Origin of the sequence: Undibacterium sp. 5I2, from assembly GCF_035019605.1 — a bacterium.
GTDB lineage: Bacteria > Pseudomonadota > Gammaproteobacteria > Burkholderiales > Burkholderiaceae_D > Undibacterium.
Map to the genome: position 1 here is coordinate 1 of NZ_JASJVS010000057.1, position 24250 is coordinate 24250.

The following is a 24250-nucleotide window of genomic DNA, read 5'->3' on the forward strand; positions in this document are numbered from 1 at the left end:
CCTGTGCGGCAGTGAACGGGTGACGCATGAGCCAAGGAACCAAGAATAATTTCTAAGCTGCCTGTGCGGCAGTGAACCAGTCGATATCATCGCGCTCCTGGATTGGAAATTTCTAAGCTGCCTGTGCGGCAGTGAACTTGCTGAGATGGAAACTGAGGTGATTACGAGTTTTCTAAGCTGCCTGTGCGGCAGTGAACGGGTGACGCATGAGCCAAGGAACCAAGAATAATTTCTAAGCTGCCTGTGCGGCAGTGAACTACAGCAAGAGAGAACGGCAAGAGTGGGGGAATTTCTAATCTGCCTGTGCGGCAGTGAACCTATCCGCCGCGCTTCGCCTGGCAGCCGATCATTTCTAAGCTGCCTGTGCGGCAGTGAACCCAATGCCGCGTCGGCACTGCTGGCGTCATACTTTCTAAGCTGCCTGTGCGGCAGTGAACGCATTCTGCGATCAGCGCTCGAAGGCGCTAAATTTCTAAGCTGCCTGTGCGGCAGTGAACGGCGAATGGATCAAGATGCGCACAAATCTCTGTTTCTAAGCTGCCTGTGCGGCAGTGAACGGCCGGTGACTATTTCCCTAACCTTTACAACTTTTCTAAGCTGCCTGTGCGGCAGTGAACAGGCGGCGCGGGAAGACCGACCCCCCCTTATATTTCTAAGCTGCCTGTGCGGCAGTGAACAGCCTCCCTTACCTATGCCATTCACAGTTCGATTTCTAAGCTGCCTGTGCGGCAGTGAACAACTAGAAAAACGACCATTTTTTAGGGTCATATTTCTAAGCTGCCTGTGCGGCAGTGAACTCAAACTCATTTCTGCGCGCAGATTGCGCAGTTTTCTAAGCTGCCTGTGCGGCAGTGAACGTCTACGCATGCGCTGCATGGCGGGTTTACGTTTTCTAAGCTGCCTGTGCGGCAGTGAACTGAGGGTATTTGCCGTGGCTGTTCCTGTTTCTTTTCTAAGCTGCCTGTGCGGCAGTGAACGCTTAATAATGCAGTCATCGTCATCGTTCCTTTTTCTAAGCTGCCTGTGCGGCAGTGAACAATTGTAAGCGAGGACTGGCGTAGGGACTGAATTTCTAAGCTGCCTGTGCGGCAGTGAACCCCTGAATAAGCAATCAATTACCGTATCTGCTTTTCTAAGCTGCCTGTGCGGCAGTGAACCAAACCTTCTTCTTCCGAGCCAAGCATTACATTTTCTAAGCTGCCTGTGCGGCAGTGAACTTTTTTTGTTCCGTTGGCAGGTTTGGCCGTCTTTTCTAAGCTGCCTGTGCGGCAGTGAACTCATCCGGCGTATGTGTGTAAAAACGCGGCTTTTTCTAAGCTGCCTGTGCGGCAGTGAACAACAAGACATCAATTGTTATCCAAACTAACGATTTCTAAGCTGCCTGTGCGGCAGTGAACAACCTGGCAGCAAGGGGGTTGGTGCACATTGTTTTCTAAGCTGCCTGTGCGGCAGTGAACAGACACATTGTGCACTTCCATAATTTATAAATTTTCTAAGCTGCCTGTGCGGCAGTGAACATCCGTAATTTATAGAACGATCCATAATTTATTTTCTAAGCTGCCTGTGCGGCAGTGAACATCGCCCCCGTGGACGACAATTAAACATCCACTTTCTAAGCTGCCTGTGCGGCAGTGAACTAGGTAATCTTTAAAAAAAATCGTCCTTTTTTTTTCTAAGCTGCCTGTGCGGCAGTGAACCCGGCCTTCGATGTCCGGGTGCTGGGCCTGGTTTTCTAAGCTGCCTGTGCGGCAGTGAACTAACGCACCTACCTCAAACTGTGGATGACATATTTCTAAGCTGCCTGTGCGGCAGTGAACAAGGCGGTTGGAGCACAATGTGGCCGCAAGGCTTTCTAAGCTGCCTGTGCGGCAGTGAACTGCGGCTGGGATTTCTCCATCATCGCAATCATTTTCTAAGCTGCCTGTGCGGCAGTGAACCTTCGCCTTGCACTTCGCCAATAAATCGTGACTTTCTAAGCTGCCTGTGCGGCAGTGAACGCCAAGTGAATTTAAGAAACGCAGTTTTTTTGTTTCTAAGCTGCCTGTGCGGCAGTGAACCCGCCGGCCTTCGATGTCCGGGTGCTGCACCTTTTCTAAGCTGCCTGTGCGGCAGTGAACTGACGCACCTACCTCAAACTGTGGACGACATATTTCTAAGCTGCCTGTGCGGCAGTGAACGGAAGTACACAATGTGATCGTTTATAAATTATTTTCTAAGCTGCCTGTGCGGCAGTGAACATTATTTGCGCCTGCGCGTTGAGGTCTTTGATTTTCTAAGCTGCCTGTGCGGCAGTGAACTAAAAAATGGCCATTTTTCTAGTTATTTTGCATTTCTAAGCTGCCTGTGCGGCAGTGAACATTTGATGCAAACAAATGGACATACTTTTTTTTTTTAAGCTGCCTGTGCGGCAGTGAACAGGCGGCGCGTAGAGACCGACCCCCCCTCATATTTCTAAGCTGCCTGTGCGGCAGTGAACATGAACGAATATTCCAGTACGGGATTTGATATTTTCTAAGCTGCCTGTGCGGCAGTGAACTTTTGGAACCGGTCGGCTTTCCAACTTTGTACTTTCTAAGCTGCCTGTGCGGCAGTGAACAAGCAAGTTGCGAAGCTTCGCATCGAGCTTGATTTCTAAGCTGCCTGTGCGGCAGTGAACATTAACATCGTCACTCAAGCCAAAGACGCGCTTTTTCTAAGCTGCCTGTGCGGCAGTGAACACTATTTGTGACCGACGCCATTTTCCATACAATTTCTAAGCTGCCTGTGCGGCAGTGAACGCCGATACGCAGCGGTTCAGTGGCCGTACCATTTTCTAAGCTGCCTGTGCGGCAGTGAACAGGCGGCGCGGGAAGACCGACCCCCCCCCATATTTCTAAGCTGCCTGTGCGGCAGTGAACCTCGTATTTCTTGCCAGCCGCTGGTTATCATCTTTCTAAGCTGCCTGTGCGGCAGTGAACCCATCCAACGGGCCAAAGAACTTTGGATCACATTTCTAAGCTGCCTGTGCGGCAGTGAACGGACTTGTCTAATACAAAAATTGATTCGAGCGTTTCTAAGCTGCCTGTGCGGCAGTGAACAGAGGATACAAACAAAAAAACTAAATAGCAACAAGCACTTAGCGTATTTTAGCCATTTTTAGCTATGTTTTTAGACTGAAGAATAAGTCTATGATTTTAAACGATTTATTTTAAATCAAAATTTCATTGGTCGAAACAAAGGTGTTAAATAGGGGGGGGAGGGCTGCCATTAAATGCAGTAGCCAATTTCGGTCGATCAGTTTCGATAGCAACAGTAGCCGTATGGCTTCCCGTATACGAACACTTTGTAGGCGACGAGGGTTCGTCCCGACGCTGCTGAGTACGAACAAAAAATGAAAAAAAATCTATTGAAGTGTCCGCTATTGCTTGGCCATTACAATTTTTGGTTTTTTATTCGCGTAGGATGGGCTCTTAAATGGGCCAGTATCCGGTATCGAGATGAATTTTTGCCTCTCACAGGCAAGACCGACCAGACAGGAGGGGGGCGAGCGGACGGTTTTTTGGTTTTTGCGTTTGCTTTTGCTACTGCTTTTCTTGCGTGTTCTTCGGTGCCTTGCCCGTGGACATAAGCACGCACAGTCTTCAGTGTGGCAGCCTCTTTTTGCGTAAGCAGTAGGCTTCCGACTAAGGTGGGTGTGGACGTCAATGGCCTGAATTTTCAGGCCAGCCCCACCAAATTTAAAATAGGTTATCCTACTGTTCAAGAGGTTGTCGCAAAAGCCCGATGAACGTTTTTTTCATACCTGAAACACCGCCTACCTCGTTATTCCCGCATGCCTTTGGCGGGAACCCAGTGTCGTTTTGTAGCGCTGAAAATGCCATCATGTCTCGCATTTTCAGTTAATAACGAACGCCTCGGGATTCCTGCCAAAAGCTCGCAGGAATGATGTGGTCAGCGGTTGGAGTAATGATACCGGCCGAAATCCTTTTGCGACAGCCTCTTGACCCAGAGGCGCTGACGCGCGCCAGTTATTAACAACGTTGACGGCACTTTCCCTATGAGCACACGACTAGTCTGGTTCAAGCGCGATCTTCGAGCGCATGACCATGAGGCGCTGACGAAAGCCGCGCAGTTGGGCCCAATCTTGTGCGTGTATATTATTGAACCGTCTGTATGGCAAAGTCCCGACAGTTCTCAGCGCCAATTTATTTTTTTACGCGCGTGTCTGCGCGATCTTTACAGACAATTGCAATTGCTGGGCGCACGATTGCATGTGGTCACGGGCGAAGTCGTCGATGTGCTGAATCGGCTGCAGCAATCGCTGCCCCTGGCAGAAATTTACTCGCATCAGGAGACCGGCAATGCGTTGACCTATGCCCGCGATCTGCGCGTCGCACAATGGTGCCGCACTAATCAGATTGCCTGGCATGAATTTCGGCAGCATGGGGTAATCCGACGGCTGTCAAAGCGTGATCAATGGAATAGCCAATGGGCGACCTTGATGAACAGTCCTCAGCAAGCGTTGGTCTCCATAGATACGGTCGACTTGCCGTGGGCTACTGAATCCTGGCCTGCCTGGGAAAACTGGCAACGCGCTGAAGATCAGCCTGCCCAGATGCAAGTTGGTGGCAGAGCTCAAGGATTGGCCTTGCTGGAGTCCTTCCTGACTAAGCGGAGTGCGAGCTATCGAGGTGGTATATCTTCGCCACTAACTGCACCGAGTGCCTGCTCCCGACTCTCACCCTATCTGAGCTGGGGGTGCTTGAGCATGCGTGAGGTGCTGCAGGCATCAAGCAAGAAGCTCGAACAATTACCGCCAGAGTCGCGTGCCGCCAAGGGCGTGACGGGCTTTCTGAGTCGTCTGCATTGGCATTGTCATTTTATTCAAAAACTGGAGACCGAGCCGGAAATAGAATGGTGCAATATGCATCGTGGCTATGATGGCTTGCGCGAGGCCGAGTGGAACCAGGAACATTTTTCAGCATTGATACAGAATCGTACCGGCTGGCCTTTGGTAGACGCCTGCGTTGTCATGCTCAGAGAAACGGGCTGGTTGAATTTTCGGATGCGCGCCATGCTGGTTTCGGTGGCGGCTTATCCGCTGTGGCTGCATTGGAAGCCGGTAGGGGATTGGCTGGCCACACAGTTTGTTGATTACGAACCTGGTATCCACTGGAGCCAGATGCAAATGCAGTCTGGCACCACCGGCATTAACACTACGCGCGTTTACAATCCGATCAAACAAGCGCGCGATCACGATCCGGAGGGACGCTTCGTCCGGCGCTGGTTGCCAATATTGCGCAAGGTACCTGACAGTTGGTTGTTCGAACCTTGGAAAATGCCGCCTGAAGTGCAACGATATTGTGGTGTCGCCGTGGGAGAGCAAGGCTCTGGCGAACAATTCTGGCCTATCCCACCAGTTGATCTCGACGAGGCTACCCGTAGCGCAAAGAGTCGCCTCCATGCTCGCCGTGTTCAGCCCGAGGTTCGAGCTGCAAAAAATGAGATTCTCGAACGCCACGGTTCCCGTGCTCACTCTCGCAGTAAGATGGCGGGCCGAAAACCCGAGAGGACTGACACGCAGAGCAGTTTTGATTTTTAGGAAAAACCGGTTCATGTCGAACCAGGTACGGAGTCTTCTCGTCGCTCTTTTGATTCGACTATCAAAAAAATCAATAACCAACACCCCTATATTGCCTAAGCTAGCGAATACGTAATCAGCTTATCCTTTAATGCTGCATCGATGCGTGTTTGCCAGCCATCACTTCGGGCGCGAGGCGCAGGGTGGTTAATACTTTGATCGGGGCTTTTTGTTTGCCGCGCCGTTTCATTCCTAGTGTTTTTTGTCATTCTAAGGGGAGCACTTCCTGTGCTGGACGAAAGTTTCGCATGTCCACGGCGGATAGCTTACGGACTTCGCCACCTTCGTCAATGATTGGTAGTCGTTTTTTCATCAAAAATCTGACTAGGGTTTGAAACCCCGGCCTTCAGAGGCTGTCGCAAAAGGGTATTGAGTCGGTATCATGACCCCAACTGGTGGGCACGTCATTCCTGCGCGCTTTTGGCAGGAACCCAGCGGCGTTCGTGGTTAACTGAAAATGCCAGATTTGATCGTGTTTTCAGCGCTAAAAACGACACTGGGTTCCCGCCAAAAGCATGCGGGAATGACGAGGTATGCGGTGTTTCAGGTGTAAAAAACGTCCATCAGGCTTTTGCGACAGCCTCTTTTGGCCGGTGAGCGACGAAGGAGCGACGCGATGGGAGGGGATGCAAACCCCTTCCAGAGTCTTTTCCATCGTCGCTTGCGACGATCCATTAAGTTGTTCAGATTTACGCGTGAAATCTGGGCCTTCAGAGGCTGTCGCAAAAGGGTTTTCAGTCGGTATCATTACTCTCGGCAGACATGTCACTCCCCGTGCTCTCGCCTCGTCATTCCTGCGTAGGCAGGAATCCAGTGGCACGTCAGTGCCTTCAGGGTGGGAGTGTCGATCAAGGGCACTTTTTTTTCTGTGAAATGAACACGTTCTGCTGCGCCTGAGCAGCACAGATATCACAGATATAAAGGGCGCATGCGCGCCACTGGATTGCCGCCTGCGCGGCAATGACGAATTGGGCGAATGGGTGGGCGCGCAATCGACCTGACTTGTGGGTAATGATTAGGCTTTTGCGACAGCCTCTGAAGGCCGAGGTTTCAAACCCTAGTCAGATTTTTGATTAACTGTATTCATGTCAAGTTCCGCGATAGCGGCGCTGTCAGAGTCAAGGCTTTGTACCTGCCATCGGCGTTAATATCGATGGCAGCACGCGGCAGCGGGGCGCGCTTACTTGCGGTTGTTCTTTTCGAGGTTATCAAACAGTTCAGTAGCAGAGTCAAAACGGGCGCGATGTGTGCATGCAATCTCGTCAGCCTCGACCATCGCGGCGGGAGTTTCAACGTTCGGCACCTTAAGCGCAAACAGCAGGGCAAGGTCTGTTTGTAGTCGCTATTGCAACAGAATCCTTTTTTTGTGTACTTAATTGATGCGAGTTCAGGAAAATCCGGACACATGCCGGACACGCAGCCCGAAAATAAAAAAGGACCTGCAGCCTGAAAACTGTAAGTCCTTGATTTTGTTTGGTCGGGACGGCAAGATTCGAACTTGCGACCCCGTGCACCCCATGCACGTACGCTACCAGGCTGCGCTACGCCCCGACTCTGAGCGAAACAGTATAGAGCATAGGAAAAAAATTTTCCATGCTTGGGCAGATATTTTTTTTGACGTTGCTGTTTTGAAAGTATTTGCAGAATATATTTTTTTAATTTGACTGAAATATTTTCATATTTTCTCAAAAGCGGTGAGAATAGGGGGCTAAAGCTTGCAGTGCCTGTGCTAATCAGTGCGGCGCGGTGCTGTGGGATGGATAACGTACTCTTTTTTTGAAAATCATGACCATTAAAATCAGTCACCATTTTGACGCCGGCGCGATCGATCTGGTTAAGGCCGAGCGGGCCGATGCCATCGAGTTGAATCTGCGTAAGGATTCCCATGCCGATATACGACAATGGTTTTATTTCCGTCTGCAAGGCGCGCGTGCGCAGCCGGCCGTGATGCGGATTCTTAATGCCGGTCTGTCTACCTATCCCAAGGGGTGGGAAAATTATCGTGCCGTCGCCAGTTATGATCGCGAAACTTGGTTTCGCGTCGATACCGAGTTCGATGGCGCGGTGCTGACGATCCGGCATACGCCCGACAGTGACAGCGTCTATTACGCCTATTTTGAACCGTACAGCTGGGAACGTCATTTGGCGTTACTCGGCAGCGTCGCGCATTCGCCGCTGGCGCAGGTGCAGGATCTGGGTAATACCGTCGATGGGCGTGATCTCAATATGGTGGTGGTTGGCGATCCGTCGGCAGCGAAAAAAGTGTGGGTGATCGCGCGTCAACATCCGGGTGAAACCATGGCGGAGTGGCTGGTCGAAGGCATGCTCGATGCCTTGCTTGATCCGGCTAATCCGATTGCGCGGCGTATTCTCGATCATGCGGTGCTGTATGTGGTGCCGAATATGAATCCGGACGGGGCGTATCGCGGTAATCTGCGCACTAATGCGGCTGGTGCCAATCTGAATCGCGAATGGATGGCACCGTCGCTGGCGGCTAGTCCGGAAGTGTTCCATGTTAAAAATAAAATCGCGGAAACCGGTTGTGATTTGTTTCTCGATATTCATGGTGATGAAGCCTTACCGTATGTGTTCGTGGCCGGCAGTGAAATGCTGAGCGGTTTCAGTGCCCAGCAATTGCAGGAGCAGCAGCGCTTCGTCGACAGTTTTTGTTTGGCTAGTCCGGATTTTCAGACGGAAGTCGGGTATTCGGCGTCAAAATATAATGAAGACATGCTCAAGCTGGCATCGAAATTCATCGGTCACACCTATCAATGCGTGTCCTTGACCTTGGAATTGCCGTTCAAAGACAATGATAATTTGCCCGACGCCGAAGTGGGCTGGAACGGTGCGCGCAGTGCCAAGTTGGGCGAAGCAATGTTACAAGCGATACTCAGTCATGTGACGGCGGTCTGAGGGCGGGTTGGTCTAACGAGGATGCCGCTGAGGCATCCTTTTTTTTGCCTGCAATCTCAGTATGGTCGAATTTTACAAGCTGAAATGTAGACTATATGTCACATTGTAAGCGTCTTGCTGGGGCCTGCTCGGTAGTGTAGTGGTCGCGGCGCTTGCGTTTTTTTGTGATGACGATACATGATAGCTCGTGTTCATTCCTCTGCTGTGGCCCCTGGTTATGCCGGCCTGACGCGCGCTGAGTCATTGGCCGCTACCTCGTCGAAGCTGGCGACGCTGTGTCGGGCGGGTCGCAGTCGGCTGCAGCCGAGTGAGGCAGGGCAACAGCATTTGCATAGACTGCGGCTGAGAATGCTGCATTGGTTACCGGTGCAGCGCGCTGCTGGTATCGAACGCAGTCGTCGCGACTTGCTTGAGCGACAGGTTGCCTTGCTCGATGAATTGGATACGCAACTGCGGCCGCGCGAATGGAAACAGCACTTGCGCGCGTTGGCGCACCAGTTGAACGCGGCAGCCGCTTTGCGGCCGCAGCATTGCTCGGCGACGGTTTGCTCGGTGGCGGCGAGCACGTTGGCGGCGCTCGAATGTTGGCGCAAGAGTGCCAAACCGGGCTTAACGTACGTCGGGGTCGATGCTGCGGCATTGGCGTGGCAGCAGCGCTTGCTGCAGCAAGCCGAGCGCGTCGTGCTGAATTGGCGCGCGGCGGCGCACGCTGACGATGATGTCTTGAGCCAGTGGGCGGCTGGCTTGCAGACCTTGCTTGAGGCCTTGGCGGCGGATCTGCAACGGCGTCGGCTGTGCCGTCAGCGCTGGCTGGTGCTGGAGCGACAAGTGGATAAGCAGACGCGCCGACAAACCGATAATTTGGCACCGCTCAGCCGGCGGATTGCACATGAAGTGAGGCGGGTGCTCACGCCGCTGTTGCCGCTGCCAGAACCAGCGCTGCGCACGCTGTTGGAAGAAATGCGCGGCTTTGCATTGGAGCTCGATTATCTGTGTGATGGCCGTTTGCTGGTCGCGCATGCGCCGTTGTGGTTGCCGGATGCTGCTGATCCGATCCTGGCCAGCTTGCTGACACAAATCGATCACGCCTGGCGTGTACCGCTGACGACGACCATGGTGCAGTGGGATAGTCCGACACGGCTCGGTGTGGCGTTGATCGCTGCGAGTCAGAGTTTGGGAGTGCTGGCGACGGTGATGCGCGGACTGGCCTGCGCCGAGCACTTGCAGGCAGCTTTGGCCGGCCATGATGCCGCTGTCAAAACGGTTTGGAATGCCGAACACAACCCCATCAGTGAAGAGCAGGTGCTGCATCATCTGACGCAGTATGCGTATCGCGCTTGGTTGCCGCAGCAGGATGAGCATCCGTCAATGGCACGCCGCGCAGATTTTGAACAGCGGGCGCAGACGCTGCTGCATGGGCAGCCGGATTTATTGCGGCAGTTTCGTCAGCAGTGGCAAGCCTTGCATGTGCAAGTGCCGGCGCGTGCTTATGCTGTTTTTCGTGCCGGCTGGTTACGCAGCGCAGCGCTGGTGTCACCGGTGACAGCGGGCATCGAACTGCTGCTTGAACAGGGCTTGGCTGCTGGCTTGCCATGGTCCGGCGCGGCGGCCCAAGCCGTGTGTCAGACCGACAGCGCTCCGCGCGGCAGCGCCAGCGAGCGGGCGGCAGCGGATGTCGGCACCGTGTTTGAGCATGCGCTGGCGGTACCACTGGCGGCGCGGCACGACAGTGTGGCGCTCAGTGAAAGTCGGTTTTGGCACGGCTTGTCGGGCTGGTCGCCGGCGCAATCTACGCTGTCGGCGATCGTGCGACAGCCTGATGGAGTTTTCTCTCTGAATTGGCAGGGCAATGATGGGCGGGCGGTTGTCATGCAGCGCAGCGAGCAGGAGGTGGTCAGCGCGGTGACACAGGCGCGCTGGTCGCCGAGTCAAGGAGGCATAGCCGGCGTAGCCAGGGCACTGAATTTACCGAAATTTTTACGGGTCGGGCAGTTGCAGTTCAGCTTGCATGATTTACGTCATGCCAATCTCAGTGAGCTCGTCGATGCCGCGTATTTCATCAGCCTGCTCGACGCTGCGGCCGATGTCGCTGAGTATGCGGCACAAGCGGCGCAACAGCGTCAGCAAGGACGGCAAATCGTGCCGACAGCGGTCGATACGGCATCGGTGCGCGCGCGCTCGGTGTGGGAAAAGCTGGGCCGCAGCGCCGAGCGGCTCTCACGTTTATTAGCTGGGCCGCTGCTGGCCAGTGGTTTTCAAGACTTGGCCACGCGCGCCGGCAGCTTGCAAGATACCCGGCTGAGCAGCGAACAGCGGCAGCGACTCAGCGATACAGTCATCAGTGACGGCGTCGGCTTGCTGCTGACGGCCGGCAGCCTGGCCGTGAGCCGACTCAGCCCGGTTGGTTTTGCATATCAACTGGGTTTGAGTTTTCGTGACTGGTTGTTCCAACAATGGGATATGGCAGAGCGTGGCAATGCGGTCTGTGCCGAATTGAGCATGATTTTCAATGCCACCGCAGTACCGCTGCAATTATTCGTCGCCGCCATCGATAGTCCCTCGCTCAGGCTGGTCGGCTCACCGCACAGTCCTTTGCGTCAGACGGTGGTCACGGCGACGGCGGTGCATTACTGGCCCGGTGCGGTCAACATCATGGATGGCTGTTTGTCGGAGACGCAGGTCGCCCAGGCGGTCGAAACGCCGGCGGTGCTGGCTTCGGTGTTATATGCGCTCTCGCCGATGGAATGGGTGAAAAATTTTCCCCTGACCTTAGCGCATCAGGCACAGGTAGAAAAAAAATGGTCACACGAAAGTAATCAGACGGTGCCGGCTTACTTTGGCAATGTGTTCAAACTGCGGCGCAACAAACCGGTTGATGTCCTCTTGCAGGGGCCGAATCAGGCGCGGTCCTTGCGCAGCTTGTTGCATGTCGCTGAAGGGGCGCGGCAACTCGCTCTGCCCGTTGGTGTAGCGGCACAAGTACAGCTGGAATGGCCATTGGTACCAGATTTGGACTTGGTGCCGGTGAGCGGGTCGGCGTTTAATTATTATCACAGTAGCAGTAGCAAGCCTGAGCGCTTGCAGTATGAGCGCCAGTATGGCGAGTGCTTTCCCATCAGCAGCGCGCGGTATGCCGACTTGTTATTGCAGGCGGTGCTGCGTATCGGTCATGCCAGTCAACGCGTGGTCGTTGCACAGACGGCGATGCAGCTTAAATTACTGCCCAGCGGCGTGGCGGCGCATGCCGGTTTATGCAGCGTCCACTTTCACAGCGAGACCCGGCTGCCGCTGACGGTGGTGCTTGATACGACTTTGCAGCGACTGCGCTTGAGCAGCCGGGATGGGGGCGGATTTCGTATTTTATTGGTGGCTGAAGAGGCACTCGGGCAAGATGTGGTCGAACCCTTGCAGTTGCGAATCGATCCCGCTGATGCCCGTGTGTTGTTGGTCGAGCGGAGTAATGTTTCGGTGCCGCGGGATGAAGTGCTGGCCTTGTTTTTACGCCGACTGGCTGCCTTTGAGAAGCAATACATCAAGGCCGCCACCATCGTCGTCAACGGTATCGCGTTCGACCGGTTTGTCGCGAATTATCTGTACCCGCTGTTGTCGTTGCAGCGGCAGAAAGAGGTGCGGCACTGGGGCTTGCAGATTGAGCTGCCGGCACCGCGGGCCGATGAAACGATAGGCTTGATGTATCGCGATGAGCATGTCTTGGCGGCGGGTATGCGTGCGCGGGTGGTACAGGTGATCGCTGATTGTCAACGCTCATTTTTGCTCGGCTATCAGATCAGCTACTCGTATCGGCTGCAGATCGCCATGCAGGCTGAGGCCACCGAGCCCGGTCGTTTGTCAGCCTTGGCCTCGGCTGACTTTGTGATCGATCTTGAACATGCCGGGTTGCGTTATCGAGTGGCCGCGCAAGGGCAGCATGCGCGTTGGGGTGATCTGCAGGTGAGCGCACTGAGTGCCGAGGTGTTGGCGCGCGATGGCGCAGTCGATATCGTGGCGGCACCGCTGGCCGATGGCCATATCGAGGCACATGAACAGCACTGGATGCTGCGGCGTGATGATGGTGCCAGGCGGCCTATCACGACGCCGGTATGGCTGCGCTACCAGCAAATTCGCGCCGAAGCCGATGATGTGAATGCGCTCGACGCCGCTCTACCGTACTTGCAAAAAAAAGTAGGCGCAGCGCTGGCGACACTGCGCGTCCCCTTACATGGTCGCGGCTTGATGGCGCAGCAGTATCAGCGTGAGCATGAGCAGTACGAGCCGATTGAGGGGCTTGAGGCGCTTGATTCACTTGATCCGCTTGAACCACTTGAACCGACCGAAGCAGTGCCGCAAACTGAGCAACGCGTCGCGACGCGGCGCGCGACCGCGATCAAACAATGGTATGACCGGCAAGCACGGTTTCTATTGACGGCAGCAGCGCGGCGACTCGATTTGCCTGATCCCGAGGAGGATGGCGCACGGGTTTTGAATCAAGCGTATCTGGTGAAATTATCTACCCGCATCGCCGCCTTGAAAGACAATCTGCAGCAATTCATACTCGAACAAGCCAGCGTCGATGGTCCCTTTACCTATTTGCCGACGCTGGCCAATGAGCGTGAGCTCGTGGCTTGGCATGCCGGGGCCGTCTTGCCGTCGTTGGCGCAGATCATGGCGGCGCTGGCGAGTGTCAGCGAGCCGCGAGCGCCGCTGCTGAAAATTACGTGGACCAAGGCGACCGAGGAAAATGTTGCGCTCTGCCATGTCGATAGCGGCACTGTGTGGCAGCCGCCCGGTACGGCGGCGACGCTGCGTAGTCTCGGCATGTGGCGCGGGCAAGTCTACTGGTCGCTGGATGGGCACCGTTTGTTTCGTGCTTCTCCGGGTGATGCGGCCAGTGTTGTTGAGGTGTTGGCAGCAGGTTTGCAGCGCCGCTTGTACCTGCAGAAAGGCGTGTTTATCTTCGATACGCAACTCGGTCCCCTGTGGAGTGACGGTAAGGCACAACTGGTCATGCTCAGTGATACGCTCAGTGACACGATCTGGCGCTGGCATGAGCCAGACCGGATGGCGCGTTATTATGTCGGTGACAGTGGGCAGGCCGCAGATGCCGGCGCATTGCAACGCGTGTTTGCCAGCCTGGCATGCGCGGATATACAAGGCTATCGGGCTTGGTTGCAGGCGCAGGCGGTGCTGCCGAGCGAGCAGTGGCCACCATCACGACTGCACTTGAGCCCGGTTTCACTGTACCGTCTGCATGACGCCGCTGCTGTGCTGTATCCGGTCGGTGCCGACACGGTTACTACCGCCGCGCTGGCAGCGCATTATCGCTTGGCTGCTGCGGCCGACCAGGTTGAGGCGGTGGCCGAAGTTGATCGTTGGTTGGAAATTTATCGTGGCTTGTCTGAGAATAATGACTACTTATTCCGACCAAGCGAGGGCTATGCGCGTCGTTATCGCTTCAGTCTGGCGCAGGCCAAAGCGGTTTGCAGCGGTGTGCAATTACCGCCGCAAACCTCGGCTGCCGCACTGCTGAGCTTGGCTGCGGCGTGGCAGAGTAATGCTGAAGAGAGCGCGCCTTTGCTGGCCTTTGATGATGCTGATTTGGCGCGCAAGCTGTGGCGCAATCCGCTGACTGACAGTTATGTGTGGACGGTGGCACAGGCGGTATTTATCGGCCAGCAATGGCAAGGTACGCGCGCTTACAGCTTGTTTCAATGGCCCGGTGAAGATCCGGTCCGACGGCTGCGGGTAGAACTGCATCAAGAATTGTCACGCGACAACTTGCCGCTCAACGCTAGCTTGGTCGCGCCGTTGGCAAGTTTCTGCTTGCCTGCGCAGTATGGCTCTGAACTGTCGGATTTGCTCTGGCAAGTGATTACGCCATCCTTGCTGTACTTGCGTCATGCGGCCGAGCATCAGGGGTTTTTGTATCTGGCCGAGGACGCCGGCTTGATCGCGCTGCCGTGGGCTTACGGCCAGGGTGGCTATCGCGATCTGAGTTGGCCCGGCGCGCGCGAGCGGATCTTGCAACATCTCGCTAGCGGAGCGATTTTGCGCGTGCGCGAGGGTGTGTGCGAGGTGGTGATGTCGCTTGAATATACTTTGGAGCGTGCCCCAGATGGCAGATGGCGCGTATTATTACAGGGTGATCCGGCGGCGGCCTTGAGCTTATGGAGCGGAGTCGAACATGAACAGTTCGAACTGTGTAACCATGGCGAACTGTTTGTGTTGCCACGGGATTTGCGCGGTATTTTTTTACTCGATTGTACGGCAAGCTTACCCTTGCAATTGGAATTTGACAGCTTGCCCGAATGGGAATGCGAAGTCGTCGGCGCCGATTTGGTACTGCAAAGTCGTTCTGCCACGCTGCATCTGCGGCCGTTCCCACGCGCTGGTGTGCACTTGCAAGAGCAGTATTTCCCGGATGCCTTGGCCTTGGTACGGCGTTTGCGCCTGATTGAACCCGGTATCAGCAGCGCGCCTGAATTGCAACTGGCGCTCGGCTATGCGCACACCTTGGCCGGTGGCGCGGCCGCTTACGATGCTGCCAGTGGGACATTGTGGCGCCTGCCGCACAACGGTAACAGCAGTGCCACGGAAGCCGCATCTTGCCTCGGGCATTTGGCGAGCTGCGATGACGCTGAGGGGGGGCGGCTATTGATGCGCATGTGCCGCGCTCGGTCGCGTTTTGAAACGCCTTTGCTCCCGGGTGTTAAATTGTATGAAACGGTGGCTGTGGTCGATGGCGTTCAACAAATTGATACCGATGTGATGGGGGCAGGTGGCGGCATGGATGGCGAACGGGATTTTCTCATCGATTTGTATGATTTACAGCAGGGACAATACTTCAGCCTCGTACTCAATACCAGGCAATTCGATGCGGCAGAGGCGAATCAAGCGCTTGACCCGCCGCGTGGTTTACATTACTTGTTTGGCCTGCAGCAACAGGCGCGCGTGATTTTTTCTGTGCCGTCGGCGCTGCAGCTACAATTGACACTCAGTCCGCTTGCCGCTGGTCTGTCTCGGCTGCGCGTGACGCTGCTGGCCGCCGTGTCGCTTACCGGCGCAGCGCCTGCGGCGCGTGCGCGGCGCGGCGATACGGCGGCTGGCTGTCGCAATCCGCCGCAAAGCAGTCGTTCGCTGCTGGCCAGCTTGCGCGAATGGCGCACGCGCCTGCCGGATAGCATGGATCAATTGCCGCTTACGTGGCAGCGTCCGGCTGAATTGCCGAATAATTTACTGCATCTGCAGCAGGTATTGGCGCGCACCAGTGTGCTCGTCGAACCTCATCGCGATGCGGTGGTCAAACCTTGGGTGGTGGGGCGGCGTAAATTGGCACGTCGCGCGGCGCATTTTTTTGCGCATTGGGTGCCTGGTCCGCTCGCGACGGCGGCGCTGCTCGATCGGCTCGGCGATTCACCGCTGCCGGAGCAGATGCTGAGCACGGTGCTGCAGGCGACGCCGGGATTGGTGCTCGGTGTCGCACCGCGTGATCCGTATGCAGCACTCCAGTTTGTAAATCAGTATTTGCCGGAGTTACGCGCGGCCGGTACCCGGGTGTTGTATATCCAATCTTTGCAGGCGGAATTGTTCCAGGCCGAACTGGCGGCCTATTTCGCTCACCCCCATGCCGGCATGGGCAGGCATCTGACACAGTTATTCAAGCAGAAAGATGATGATCTGCTGCAGTATAAACATTTGCCGCAGACCGATTTTCGCGCCTATGCCGATACGATTGCGCATGCGGTTGCGCTCGGCATTGAGGTGCGTTGCTACGATAGCTTACTTTCGAGCGTGCCAAACTTCCTTGCTCCCGGCGCCTTGACCAGTGGCCGCGGGCAATCGCAGCGCGCCGGGCAAAGCAATAGCGATACCTCGGCTTCGCTTGGCGTCGGCGCGAATAAAAAAATGTGGGCGCGCCTCAGTGATTTGCAGATCAGTCATTACTTGTTTCAACAGGCGCTGCAGCGTCAGGGCGGCGCGTCTGGAAAATTTGTGGCGGTGGTTGGTGAAGCCCACCTCCATACCTTGCGAGCGCCGCCGCCGTTCGCCTTGAGTGCGGCGAACAGTGTCCCCGGTTTAGTCGAATTGAGTGGTGCCTTTGCGCTGAGAATTAATCCCAGCAATGTGTTCCGTGATCGGGTGCAATTGACTGCGCAGCGTGCTAACTGGTTTGCGCCCGATTCCGCCGCGCCCTTGTACAGTACCGCACTGGGCTTGCATATCGATTACGCGCCGCAGGGACCACGCAGCATCGCGGAACTGGCACTGGAACGCAGTACGGTAGCGCTCAGCTATGTGGTATTGCAAGCCGATGCAGAGCACGGCTATGAATTGATGTGGCGCTCGGACACGCTGCAGATCGTCCGTAGTGCGGTGCGCCGCGATAGCCAGCAACGCTGGCAGTTGCAGGCGCCGGCCTTACGCAGTCTGCTGGGTGCGACCGACTATGACGCCGGTTACGCGGATCGTGATGCGTTGCTGCAAGCATTGGAACAGCGCGCAGGATTCCGGGCGGCACCGATAGGTTTTTCAGCCGCCACTCCGAACAGTGCCCGCAATGCGCTGGCCAGCAGCTTGATCGGGGTGACGTATTTGCGTGCTTCGGAATTGCGCAATGTTAACCTGGAAGGGACCGATCTGAGTGGTGCCGATCTGCGTGGTATTGATTGGCAGAGAGTAAAAATTAATACCAGAACGTGTTTTACCGCGGCGCGCTTCGACCGCCACAGTCAGTTGCAACTCGATTTAAGTTTATTGGATAAGATTGCCGAATTACGCGATGGCCAACGCGAGCGCATGCTCGATCTCAATTTTAATCATCTGGACAATCCCGATTCCGGCTCGCTCTTGCTGGCCATAGACAGTATCGCTGCGCCGCATTTGCGGGTAGCCGCGATGCGGGCATTGTTGACGAAGTTAAGCGAACCCAGTCGGCCGGTCGAGCTCCGGCCTTATTTGCCAGCCTTTGCCGATATCTTGTTGAAGACGGATGAGGCGTATCTGCGTGATCCGGTGATTGCACAGTTTGTCCGGGCACAGGTGATTCCAGCCGCGGTGGCCGTTGCCGAATGGCAGATATTCTCTGCGCCGACGCCGCTGTGCTTGCGCGAATTATTGTCCTATGCGCAGAGCGACATAGCGCGTGAAGGTTTTCTGTATGCGCATAATGGCCTGATTCAGCAATTGATTGTATTCGCTTTGGCCGCGCCGCAAGCCGAGCTGCAGCGCGCCGCGGCAGACTTGGCGGAACAATATTGGCAACAACTGCCTTTAGGTTTACGTCAAATGGCGGAGACTTTTGATCGCCGTTTGCCACAAGATCTGACTGCTTTAGCTTTGCATTTGCGTATTTGGGCAGCGGCTGATCGCAGTTTGTATGCGGTGATGAGTCATGCCGATCTCCATGGCATGTTGCATGCGCCTATGCTGTTTGATGCCGCACATTGGGGGCAAATCGGCTTTTTCGGTCACGTCGACAGCGGCGCAGAGTTGGAGTCACTCAGTCCGCGTGAGCGCAGCGCTATCGGCAGCGAAGAGGTCATTTTCAATCGCTTTTCTTTGATCGGGCGGATTTATTCGCATTGCCGTGAAAAGAAAAAATTAATTGCTTTCATTGAGATGCTGGAATTCCCGGAATCATTTAAACTCGACCTGATTGCCGCCATGGATAAGGCTTCGTCGGAGAATAAGCATGTGGCGACCGAGGAAATGCTGGTGGTGAGCGAGCGAGTCGCGTTGTTGATGCGTACGCGTGAGCATGCCGATGGCAGCAGCGATCAGCTGTTGACCACGCTGATTGCGGCGCAGAGTTTGGCCTTGTTCGGCCAGTTCAGCGCGGCACCGAGTCAGCAAGGGGTGGTGTTGTTTGCGCTGGCCGCCTTGTTGGCGCATGCTTCATCGAGCAGTATACTGGGCTTGGAATTTGATTCGCCGGCACCATTACGCGGTTTGGCAGCCGCTTATCTTAACTCGGCGGTGCTGTTGAACCCAGCCTTGCTACCCGAGCGCGCGACGCCGCCGGGCGGTGGTAATGCTTGGGAAGCGAGCTTACTCTGTCGCGGTCAGGCTTTTCCCTGCTCCGGGCAGGTCAGCAGCGCCATGTTAGCGCACGTAGCGACGCTCAAGCCGGAATGGCAGAGACAGTTTTGGAAAATTTTCCCGCTCGCCTGGCGATAAGAGGTGGGCGGATTTGGTCAGCGCGTTTTTGTTTTAATGAGGATAGCAATGGGTGTGGAAATCGAGCGTAAGTTCTTGGTCGTGAATCAGGATTGGAAGACCCAGACAGAGGGCAGTTTGCTACGTCAGGGGTATATCAGCGGCGAGCCGGGACGGATCGTCAGGGTGCGCATCGAAGCGCAACAAGCGAGCTTGACGATCAAAGGGCTTGCCACGGGCATTCGTTGTGGTGAGTGGGAGTATCCGATTCCCTTGGCCGATGCCGAAGTATTGCTGGCGCAAGTGTGTGTGCAACCTTTGATAGAAAAATTACGCTATCGGATTGCGCAAGATGACGTGGTGTGGGAAATCGATGAATTTTTCGGTGCCAACGCCGGGCTGGTGGTGGCCGAAGTCGAGTTGACTTCGGAAGATCAGCCGTTTGCACGGCCGTCTTGGTTAGGCGCGGAGGTGAGCCATGAGCGCCGCTATGCCAATGCCAATTTGCAGAAACATCCGTATCAGGCCTGGACGGTTTGACCGTCGCAGGCCAGACGGATGCCGTGTCAGTGCGCGACGACGCCGCGATTGGCGGCTTTACGATATAAGATCAAGGTGGCAGTCAGGCCGCAGACGGCAGCGAAGGACATCCATAAGCCCGGGGCCGCTTTGTCATGTGTGAGTTCGATCAGGGAGGTGGCAATCGCCGGTGTGAAACCACCGAAAATTGCCGTGGCCAGGCTATAGGCCAGCGAGAAACCGGCGGTACGCACTTCGACCGGCATGATCTCGGTCAGTGCCACCACCATGGCACCATTGTAGCTGGCGTACAGGAAGGACAGCCATAATTCGGCCACCAGCATGCGTTCGAAGCTCGGTGCGCCGGTCAGCCACAGCATGACCGGATAGGCGGTCAAAATGGTCAGGATGGTAAACACCAGCAGCAAGGGTTTGCGGCCGATTTTATCGGATAAGCTGCCCATTACCGGCAACCAAAAGAAATTCGATACACCGATGCACAGCGTGACGATCAGACTGTCGGTGGTGCTGAGTTTGAGCACGCTCTTGCCGAAGGTTGGGGTGTAGACGGTGATGAGGTAAAACGATACCGTGGTCATGGCGACCAACAGCATGCCGCAAACTACCAAGCCCCAGTTCGTCAGCATGGAGCGGAAAATTTCACGCGCATCAGGGCGGTGCTTGCGCTGCATGAATTCTTCGGTTTCTTGCAGCGAACGACGAATGACGAACAGCACCGGCACGATCATGCAACCGATGAAAAACGGAATGCGCCAGCCCCAGTCGCCGATTTCAGCCGGTGTCAGGATTTTATTGAGCGCATAGCCGAGCGCTGCCGCGACGATGATTGCGACTTGTTGGCTGGCCGATTGCCAACTGACATAAAAACCTTTGCGGCCCGGGGTCGCCATTTCGGCCAGATAAACTGAGACGCCGCCGAGTTCAACACCGGCGGAAAAACCTTGTAGCAAGCGGCCGATCAATACCAGTGCCGGTGCCAGATAGCCGATGGTGGCAAAGCCAGGCACACAGGCGATCAGTACCGTACCCAATGCCATCAGTGCCAAGGTGACAATCAATCCTTGACGACGGCCGACGCGGTCAACATAAGCACCGAGAAAAATCGCCCCCAATGGGCGCATCAGGAAGCCAGCACCGAAGGTCATGAAGGTCAACATCAGCGAAGCGAATTCATCGCCGGCCGGGAAGAATGCTTTGGAAATATAGGTGGCGTAAAAACCGAACAGGAAAAAGTCGAACATTTCCATGAAATTGCCGCTGGTAACACGTAATACGGTGCCGAGTTTCGAGCTTGGGCGAGCGGGAGTAGTTGTCATCTTATAATTTTGTTAGGGTCTGCAAAAAAAACTTTCCCCCGCGACTCTTGGTGCGGGGCGCAAGTCAAGCAGCGCAGACATGGCTGCGCGGCGTCAGTGTAGCAGTTGTTTATGCTAATGAGCAAATGAGGGAAAGCGCGTAGCGGTGATGCTTGATTCGCCCGCAGGGTCGAGCCAGTCCCCCTTGCTCTCGCCTCGTCACTCCCCGGTGTTCTCGTTAATAGATGCGCGCAATCGATTCAGCCACACAGACCGGTTTGTCGCTCCCTTCCCGTTCTATCGTGACTTCCCAGTTGACCTGGGCACCGTCGTTGATGTCGTCACATTGCAAGAGTTTGATGTGCGCGCGCAGGCGGCTGCCGACTGGCACCGGGGCGGGAAAGCGCACCTTGTTGAGGCCGTAATTGACACCCATTTTGACAAAATTCAGGTGCACGGCATTTTGCATCAGCATAGGCAAGAGCGAGAGTGTCAGAAAACCGTGCGCGATCGGGCCGCCGAAGGGCGATTCGCGGCTGGCACGTTCGACGTCGATATGTATCCATTGCAGGTCACCGGTGGCTTGTGCAAAGGTATTGACGCGTTCTTGAGAAATGGCGGTCCAGTCCGAGCTCGCGACATGTTCGCCGACGCAGGCCCGCAATTGTTCCAAACTATGAATTTCGCGCATGATGTCTCTTTTCAGTTAGGGGGGCGGCGACCGAACATGCCCATGCCGGTGATGGTGCAAACCAGTTGGCCATGCTGATTGACGGCTTTCCACATGGTATGCACGACACCGCGATCAGGCTTAGAGCTCGATGCTTTGCAGGACAGCGTGGCGGCACTGACACTGAGTGTGTCGCCGGGGCGGACTGGTAAGATCCAGCGTATCTCATCGATACCAGGCGAGCCCATACTCGAGGAGTCGCCGAGAAAACCATCCACCACCAAGCGCATGATCATGCTGCAAGTATGCCAACCGCTGGCGATGACGTCGCCGAAGATCGATGCTTGCGCCGCTTGCTTATCGATATGAAACGATTGCGGATCGAATTGCTTGGCAAAGTCGATGATTTCCGCTTCACTCACTTGGCGTTGGCCGAGTTCGATCACGTTACCGGGAATGAAGTCTTCAAAATACCAGCTGTAGGTTTTGCTTGTCATGAGATGTCCCAAGTGTCAGGCCGCGTTTTTGAAGCCGGGTTGGGCTACGAAACGCGCCAAATGGTGATCGGCATCGCCGCAGGACATGGCAATCATGGTCAGGCGTTTGAACATGTGTGACACCGGCAGTTCATTGGTCACACCCATGCCACCGTGCAGTTGCACCGCTTGCTGGCCGACGTAGCGTGCGGCCAGAGCCACTCGAACTTTGGCCGCCGAGATGGTGCGGCGACGTTCTTCCACATCGGTAGAACTGACTTTGACGGCAGCCAGCGTGGCCAATGAACGGGCTTGTTCCAATTCCATGAACATTTCTGCCATGCGGTGTTGCAATACCTGGAACTTCCCGATCGGCACGCCGAACTGCTGGCGGGTTTTCAGGTAGTCGAGGGTGGCGGCGCTGATGGCTTCCATCAAGCCTATCGCTTCGGCACAGAGCAGGCTGATGCCGTAATCGGCCACTGCTTCGAGTAACTCCCAACCGCCATCATCGTGGCCGAGGCGGGCGATCGGTGCCACTTGTACGTGTTCGAAGACGATGTCGGCGGCGCGTTGGCCGTCGATGGTGCGGTAATCGGTGCGCGTCACGCCGGCAGCCTTGGCATCAAGCAGGAAAAGGGCGATGCCGGTTTGATCGCGCCGCTCGCCATCCGTGCGTGCCGAAACGATCAGGTAATCGGCTTGGGCGCCATGGATGACGACAGTCTTGCTGCCCTTGAGCAGGTAGCCATCGGCATTGGCGCTGGCAGTACAAGCGATGTCGAATAAGTCGTGGCGCGATTGGCGTTCGCCCAGTGCGACGGCGAGGCGGACGCTGCCGGCTGCAACAGCTTCTTGAATATCAAAATGGGCTTTGGCGCGCTTGAGAAATTCGGCCCCGAGCATGGTTGCCAAGTAGGGTTCAATCACCAGGCCGCGGCCGAGTTCTTGCATCACCACCATCATGTCGAGCGCGGTACCATCGAAGCCGCCTTGTTCTTCCGGTATCGGCAAGGCGGTCGCGCCGAGCTCGGTTAAGGCACGCCAGGCGGCGCTGGAGACTCCCTCGGGGGAAGCGATGATGGCACTACGCTGCTCGAAACGGTAATCTTTTTCTACCCAGCGGCGCACGGTTTCGGCGAATTGTGTTTGTTCTTGCGTTAAATTGAAATCCATTTTGTTCTCCTCACAGTCCCAAGATCATTTGTGTAATGATGTTTTTTTGAATTTCATTCGAGCCGCCGTAAATCGAGGTCTTGCGGTAGTTGAAATAATACGAGGCCAAGGCGGCGGCATCATCATCGCCAGTCACGCTGTGAGCCTGTTCGCCTTCGAGGAAGGCGGTATCGAATGGCAAGCCGTAAGGGCCGACCGCTTCGAGCATGAGTTCGGTCAGTATTTGTTGAATCTCGGTGCCCTTGATCTTAAGCAGGGAGGCTTCTGGTCCCGGTTTGCCGCTGTCTTGCGAGATCACGCGTAATACCGTGATTTCCAGTGCCATCAATTCGATTTCCAACTGCGCGACTTTGTTGGCGAAGACGGCATCGTCAATCAAAGGCAAGCCGTTTTTCTGCTGTTCGCCGGCAATTCGTTTGAGAAATTGCAGTTCGCGCTTGGCGCGTCCGACCGCAGCGATATTGGTGCGTTCATGACCGAGCAGATATTTGGCATAAGTCCAGCCCTTGTTTTCTTCACCGATCAAATTTTGTACCGGCACTTTGACATTGTCGAAGAACACTTCGTTGACCTCGTGGTCTTCGTCGAGCATGATAATAGGGCGTACCGTGATGCCGGGCGTTTTCATGTCGATCAGCAGGAAGGAGATGCCTTCTTGCTTGCGACCATTCGGTTCGGTGCGTACCAGGCAAAAAATCATATCGGCATGTTGGGCCAGGGTGGTCCAGGTTTTTTGGCCGTTGACAATATAAAAATCACCATCGCGCTCGGCGCGGGTTTTGAGTGAGGCCAAGTCAGAGCCAGAGCCAGGCTCTGAATAACCTTGGCACCACCAGTCGTCGCAATTGAGTATGCGCGGCAAATAATAATCTTTCTGCGCCTGATTGCCGAAGGCCATGATCACCGGAGCCACCATGGCGACGCCAAACGGCAAGATGGCCGGCGTGCCGACGCGCGCGCACTCTTCTTCAAAAATATGGCGTTGCGTCGGGCTCCAGCCGGTGCCGCCGTATTCGCGCGGCCAGCCGGTGGCGACCCAGCCTTGACGTGCCAGGATTTTATGCCAGCGCACAAAATCTGATTTATTCATCCGTTTGTGGTTCAGCACTTTGTGCTGGAGATCGGCCGGCAGATTGGCCTCGAGATAGTTGCGTACTTCGTCACGGAAGGCGAGATCTTCCGCGCTGTAATTCAAATCCATATTGTCTCCTGAAGTTAATCCCGGGTAGTCCACCGGCGCAGCGGGATCGCGGCTGTCGTTAAGACAGCTGTCGTCCTACCAGTAGTTCGATAAAAAAGCACGACCGTTCAAAACGATTGTACAACGGATTTAAAATTTAGGGAGGGGCAGATGGCAGAAACATGCAAACTGTTGCGGGGGCGGCGAGGGGGGGGGCGGGGGGGGGGG

Annotated in this window: 9 protein-coding genes, 1 tRNA gene and 1 CRISPR repeat array; of the genes, 4 read left to right on the forward strand and 6 right to left on the reverse strand. The window is 55.5% G+C overall.

Going from position 1 to position 24250, the window contains the following annotated elements; genetic code table 11:
• Nucleotides 1-49 precede the first annotated feature (49 nt).
• Nucleotides 50-3077: a CRISPR direct-repeat array (repeat unit 28 nt; unit sequence TTTCTAAGCTGCCTGTGCGGCAGTGAAC).
• A 959-nt stretch (nucleotides 3078-4036) separates the two neighbouring features.
• Nucleotides 4037-5581, forward strand: coding sequence for an FAD-binding domain-containing protein (locus tag QN359_RS16295; protein WP_322248537.1), 1545 nt, complete (start codon nucleotides 4037-4039; stop codon nucleotides 5579-5581).
• Nucleotides 5582-7094: 1513 nt separating this feature from the next.
• On the opposite strand, the gene QN359_RS16300 is transcribed toward QN359_RS16295, so the two are convergent.
• Nucleotides 7095-7171: transfer RNA gene (locus tag QN359_RS16300), tRNA-Pro, on the reverse strand.
• A 234-nt stretch (nucleotides 7172-7405) separates the two neighbouring features.
• Here QN359_RS16300 and QN359_RS16305 point away from each other — a divergent pair.
• The 3 genes from QN359_RS16305 to QN359_RS16315 all read left to right on the forward strand — a co-directional run bounded on the left by QN359_RS16305 (nucleotide 7406) and on the right by QN359_RS16315 (nucleotide 19225).
• On the forward strand, nucleotides 7406-8533 hold the full coding sequence (locus tag QN359_RS16305) for a M14-type cytosolic carboxypeptidase (protein ID WP_322248536.1): 1128 nt from the start codon (nucleotides 7406-7408) through the stop codon (nucleotides 8531-8533).
• A gap of 177 nt (nucleotides 8534-8710) precedes the next feature.
• Nucleotides 8711-18706: a pentapeptide repeat-containing protein gene (locus QN359_RS16310; protein WP_322248535.1), complete on the forward strand. Its 9996-nt coding sequence runs from the start codon at nucleotides 8711-8713 to the stop codon at nucleotides 18704-18706.
• Nucleotides 18707-18754: 48 nt separating this feature from the next.
• A complete protein-coding gene (locus tag QN359_RS16315; RefSeq protein WP_322248534.1) occupies nucleotides 18755-19225 on the forward strand; it encodes a CYTH domain-containing protein in 471 nt (156 codons plus the stop codon).
• A 26-nt stretch (nucleotides 19226-19251) separates the two neighbouring features.
• Here the strand turns inward: QN359_RS16315 and QN359_RS16320 are convergent, their stop codons facing one another.
• The 5 genes from QN359_RS16320 to QN359_RS16340 form a co-directional block, all read right to left on the reverse strand.
• Nucleotides 19252-20541 carry an MFS transporter gene (locus QN359_RS16320; RefSeq protein ID WP_322248533.1) on the reverse strand — a complete coding sequence of 430 codons (1290 nt, stop codon included), beginning with the start codon at nucleotides 20539-20541 and terminating at the stop codon, nucleotides 19252-19254.
• 217 nt (nucleotides 20542-20758) lie between these two features.
• Nucleotides 20759-21211, reverse strand: a complete 453-nt coding sequence (locus QN359_RS16325) for a MaoC family dehydratase (protein WP_322248532.1) — start codon at nucleotides 21209-21211, stop codon at nucleotides 20759-20761.
• An 11-nt stretch (nucleotides 21212-21222) separates the two neighbouring features.
• Nucleotides 21223-21687 (reverse strand): MaoC family dehydratase, encoded by a 465-nt coding sequence (locus QN359_RS16330; protein ID WP_322248531.1) that lies wholly within the window; start codon nucleotides 21685-21687, stop codon nucleotides 21223-21225.
• Nucleotides 21688-21702: 15 nt separating this feature from the next.
• Nucleotides 21703-22842, reverse strand: coding sequence for an acyl-CoA dehydrogenase (locus QN359_RS16335; protein ID WP_322248530.1), 1140 nt, complete (start codon nucleotides 22840-22842; stop codon nucleotides 21703-21705).
• Between the two features lie 10 nt (nucleotides 22843-22852).
• Entirely contained in the window at nucleotides 22853-24043 is a 1191-nt protein-coding gene (locus QN359_RS16340; protein WP_322248529.1) for an acyl-CoA dehydrogenase family protein, read from the reverse strand.
• Nucleotides 24044-24250 lie beyond the last annotated feature (207 nt).

What these genes read in the sequence shown, in the direction of transcription:
- QN359_RS16295 (WP_322248537.1), top strand. Translation starts at nt 4,037, where the DNA reads ATGAGCACACGACTAGTCTGGTTCAAGCGCGATCTTCGAGCGCATGAC.
- QN359_RS16335 (WP_322248530.1), bottom strand. Translation starts at nt 22,842, where the DNA reads ATGGATTTCAATTTAACGCAAGAACAAACACAATTCGCCGAAACCGTG.
- QN359_RS16320 (WP_322248533.1), bottom strand. Translation starts at nt 20,541, where the DNA reads ATGACAACTACTCCCGCTCGCCCAAGCTCGAAACTCGGCACCGTATTA.
- QN359_RS16330 (WP_322248531.1), bottom strand. Translation starts at nt 21,687, where the DNA reads ATGACAAGCAAAACCTACAGCTGGTATTTTGAAGACTTCATTCCCGGT.
- QN359_RS16310 (WP_322248535.1), top strand. Translation starts at nt 8,711, where the DNA reads ATGATAGCTCGTGTTCATTCCTCTGCTGTGGCCCCTGGTTATGCCGGC.
- QN359_RS16340 (WP_322248529.1), bottom strand. Translation starts at nt 24,043, where the DNA reads ATGGATTTGAATTACAGCGCGGAAGATCTCGCCTTCCGTGACGAAGTA.
- QN359_RS16305 (WP_322248536.1), top strand. Translation starts at nt 7,406, where the DNA reads ATGACCATTAAAATCAGTCACCATTTTGACGCCGGCGCGATCGATCTG.
- QN359_RS16325 (WP_322248532.1), bottom strand. Translation starts at nt 21,211, where the DNA reads ATGCGCGAAATTCATAGTTTGGAACAATTGCGGGCCTGCGTCGGCGAA.
- QN359_RS16315 (WP_322248534.1), top strand. Translation starts at nt 18,755, where the DNA reads ATGGGTGTGGAAATCGAGCGTAAGTTCTTGGTCGTGAATCAGGATTGG.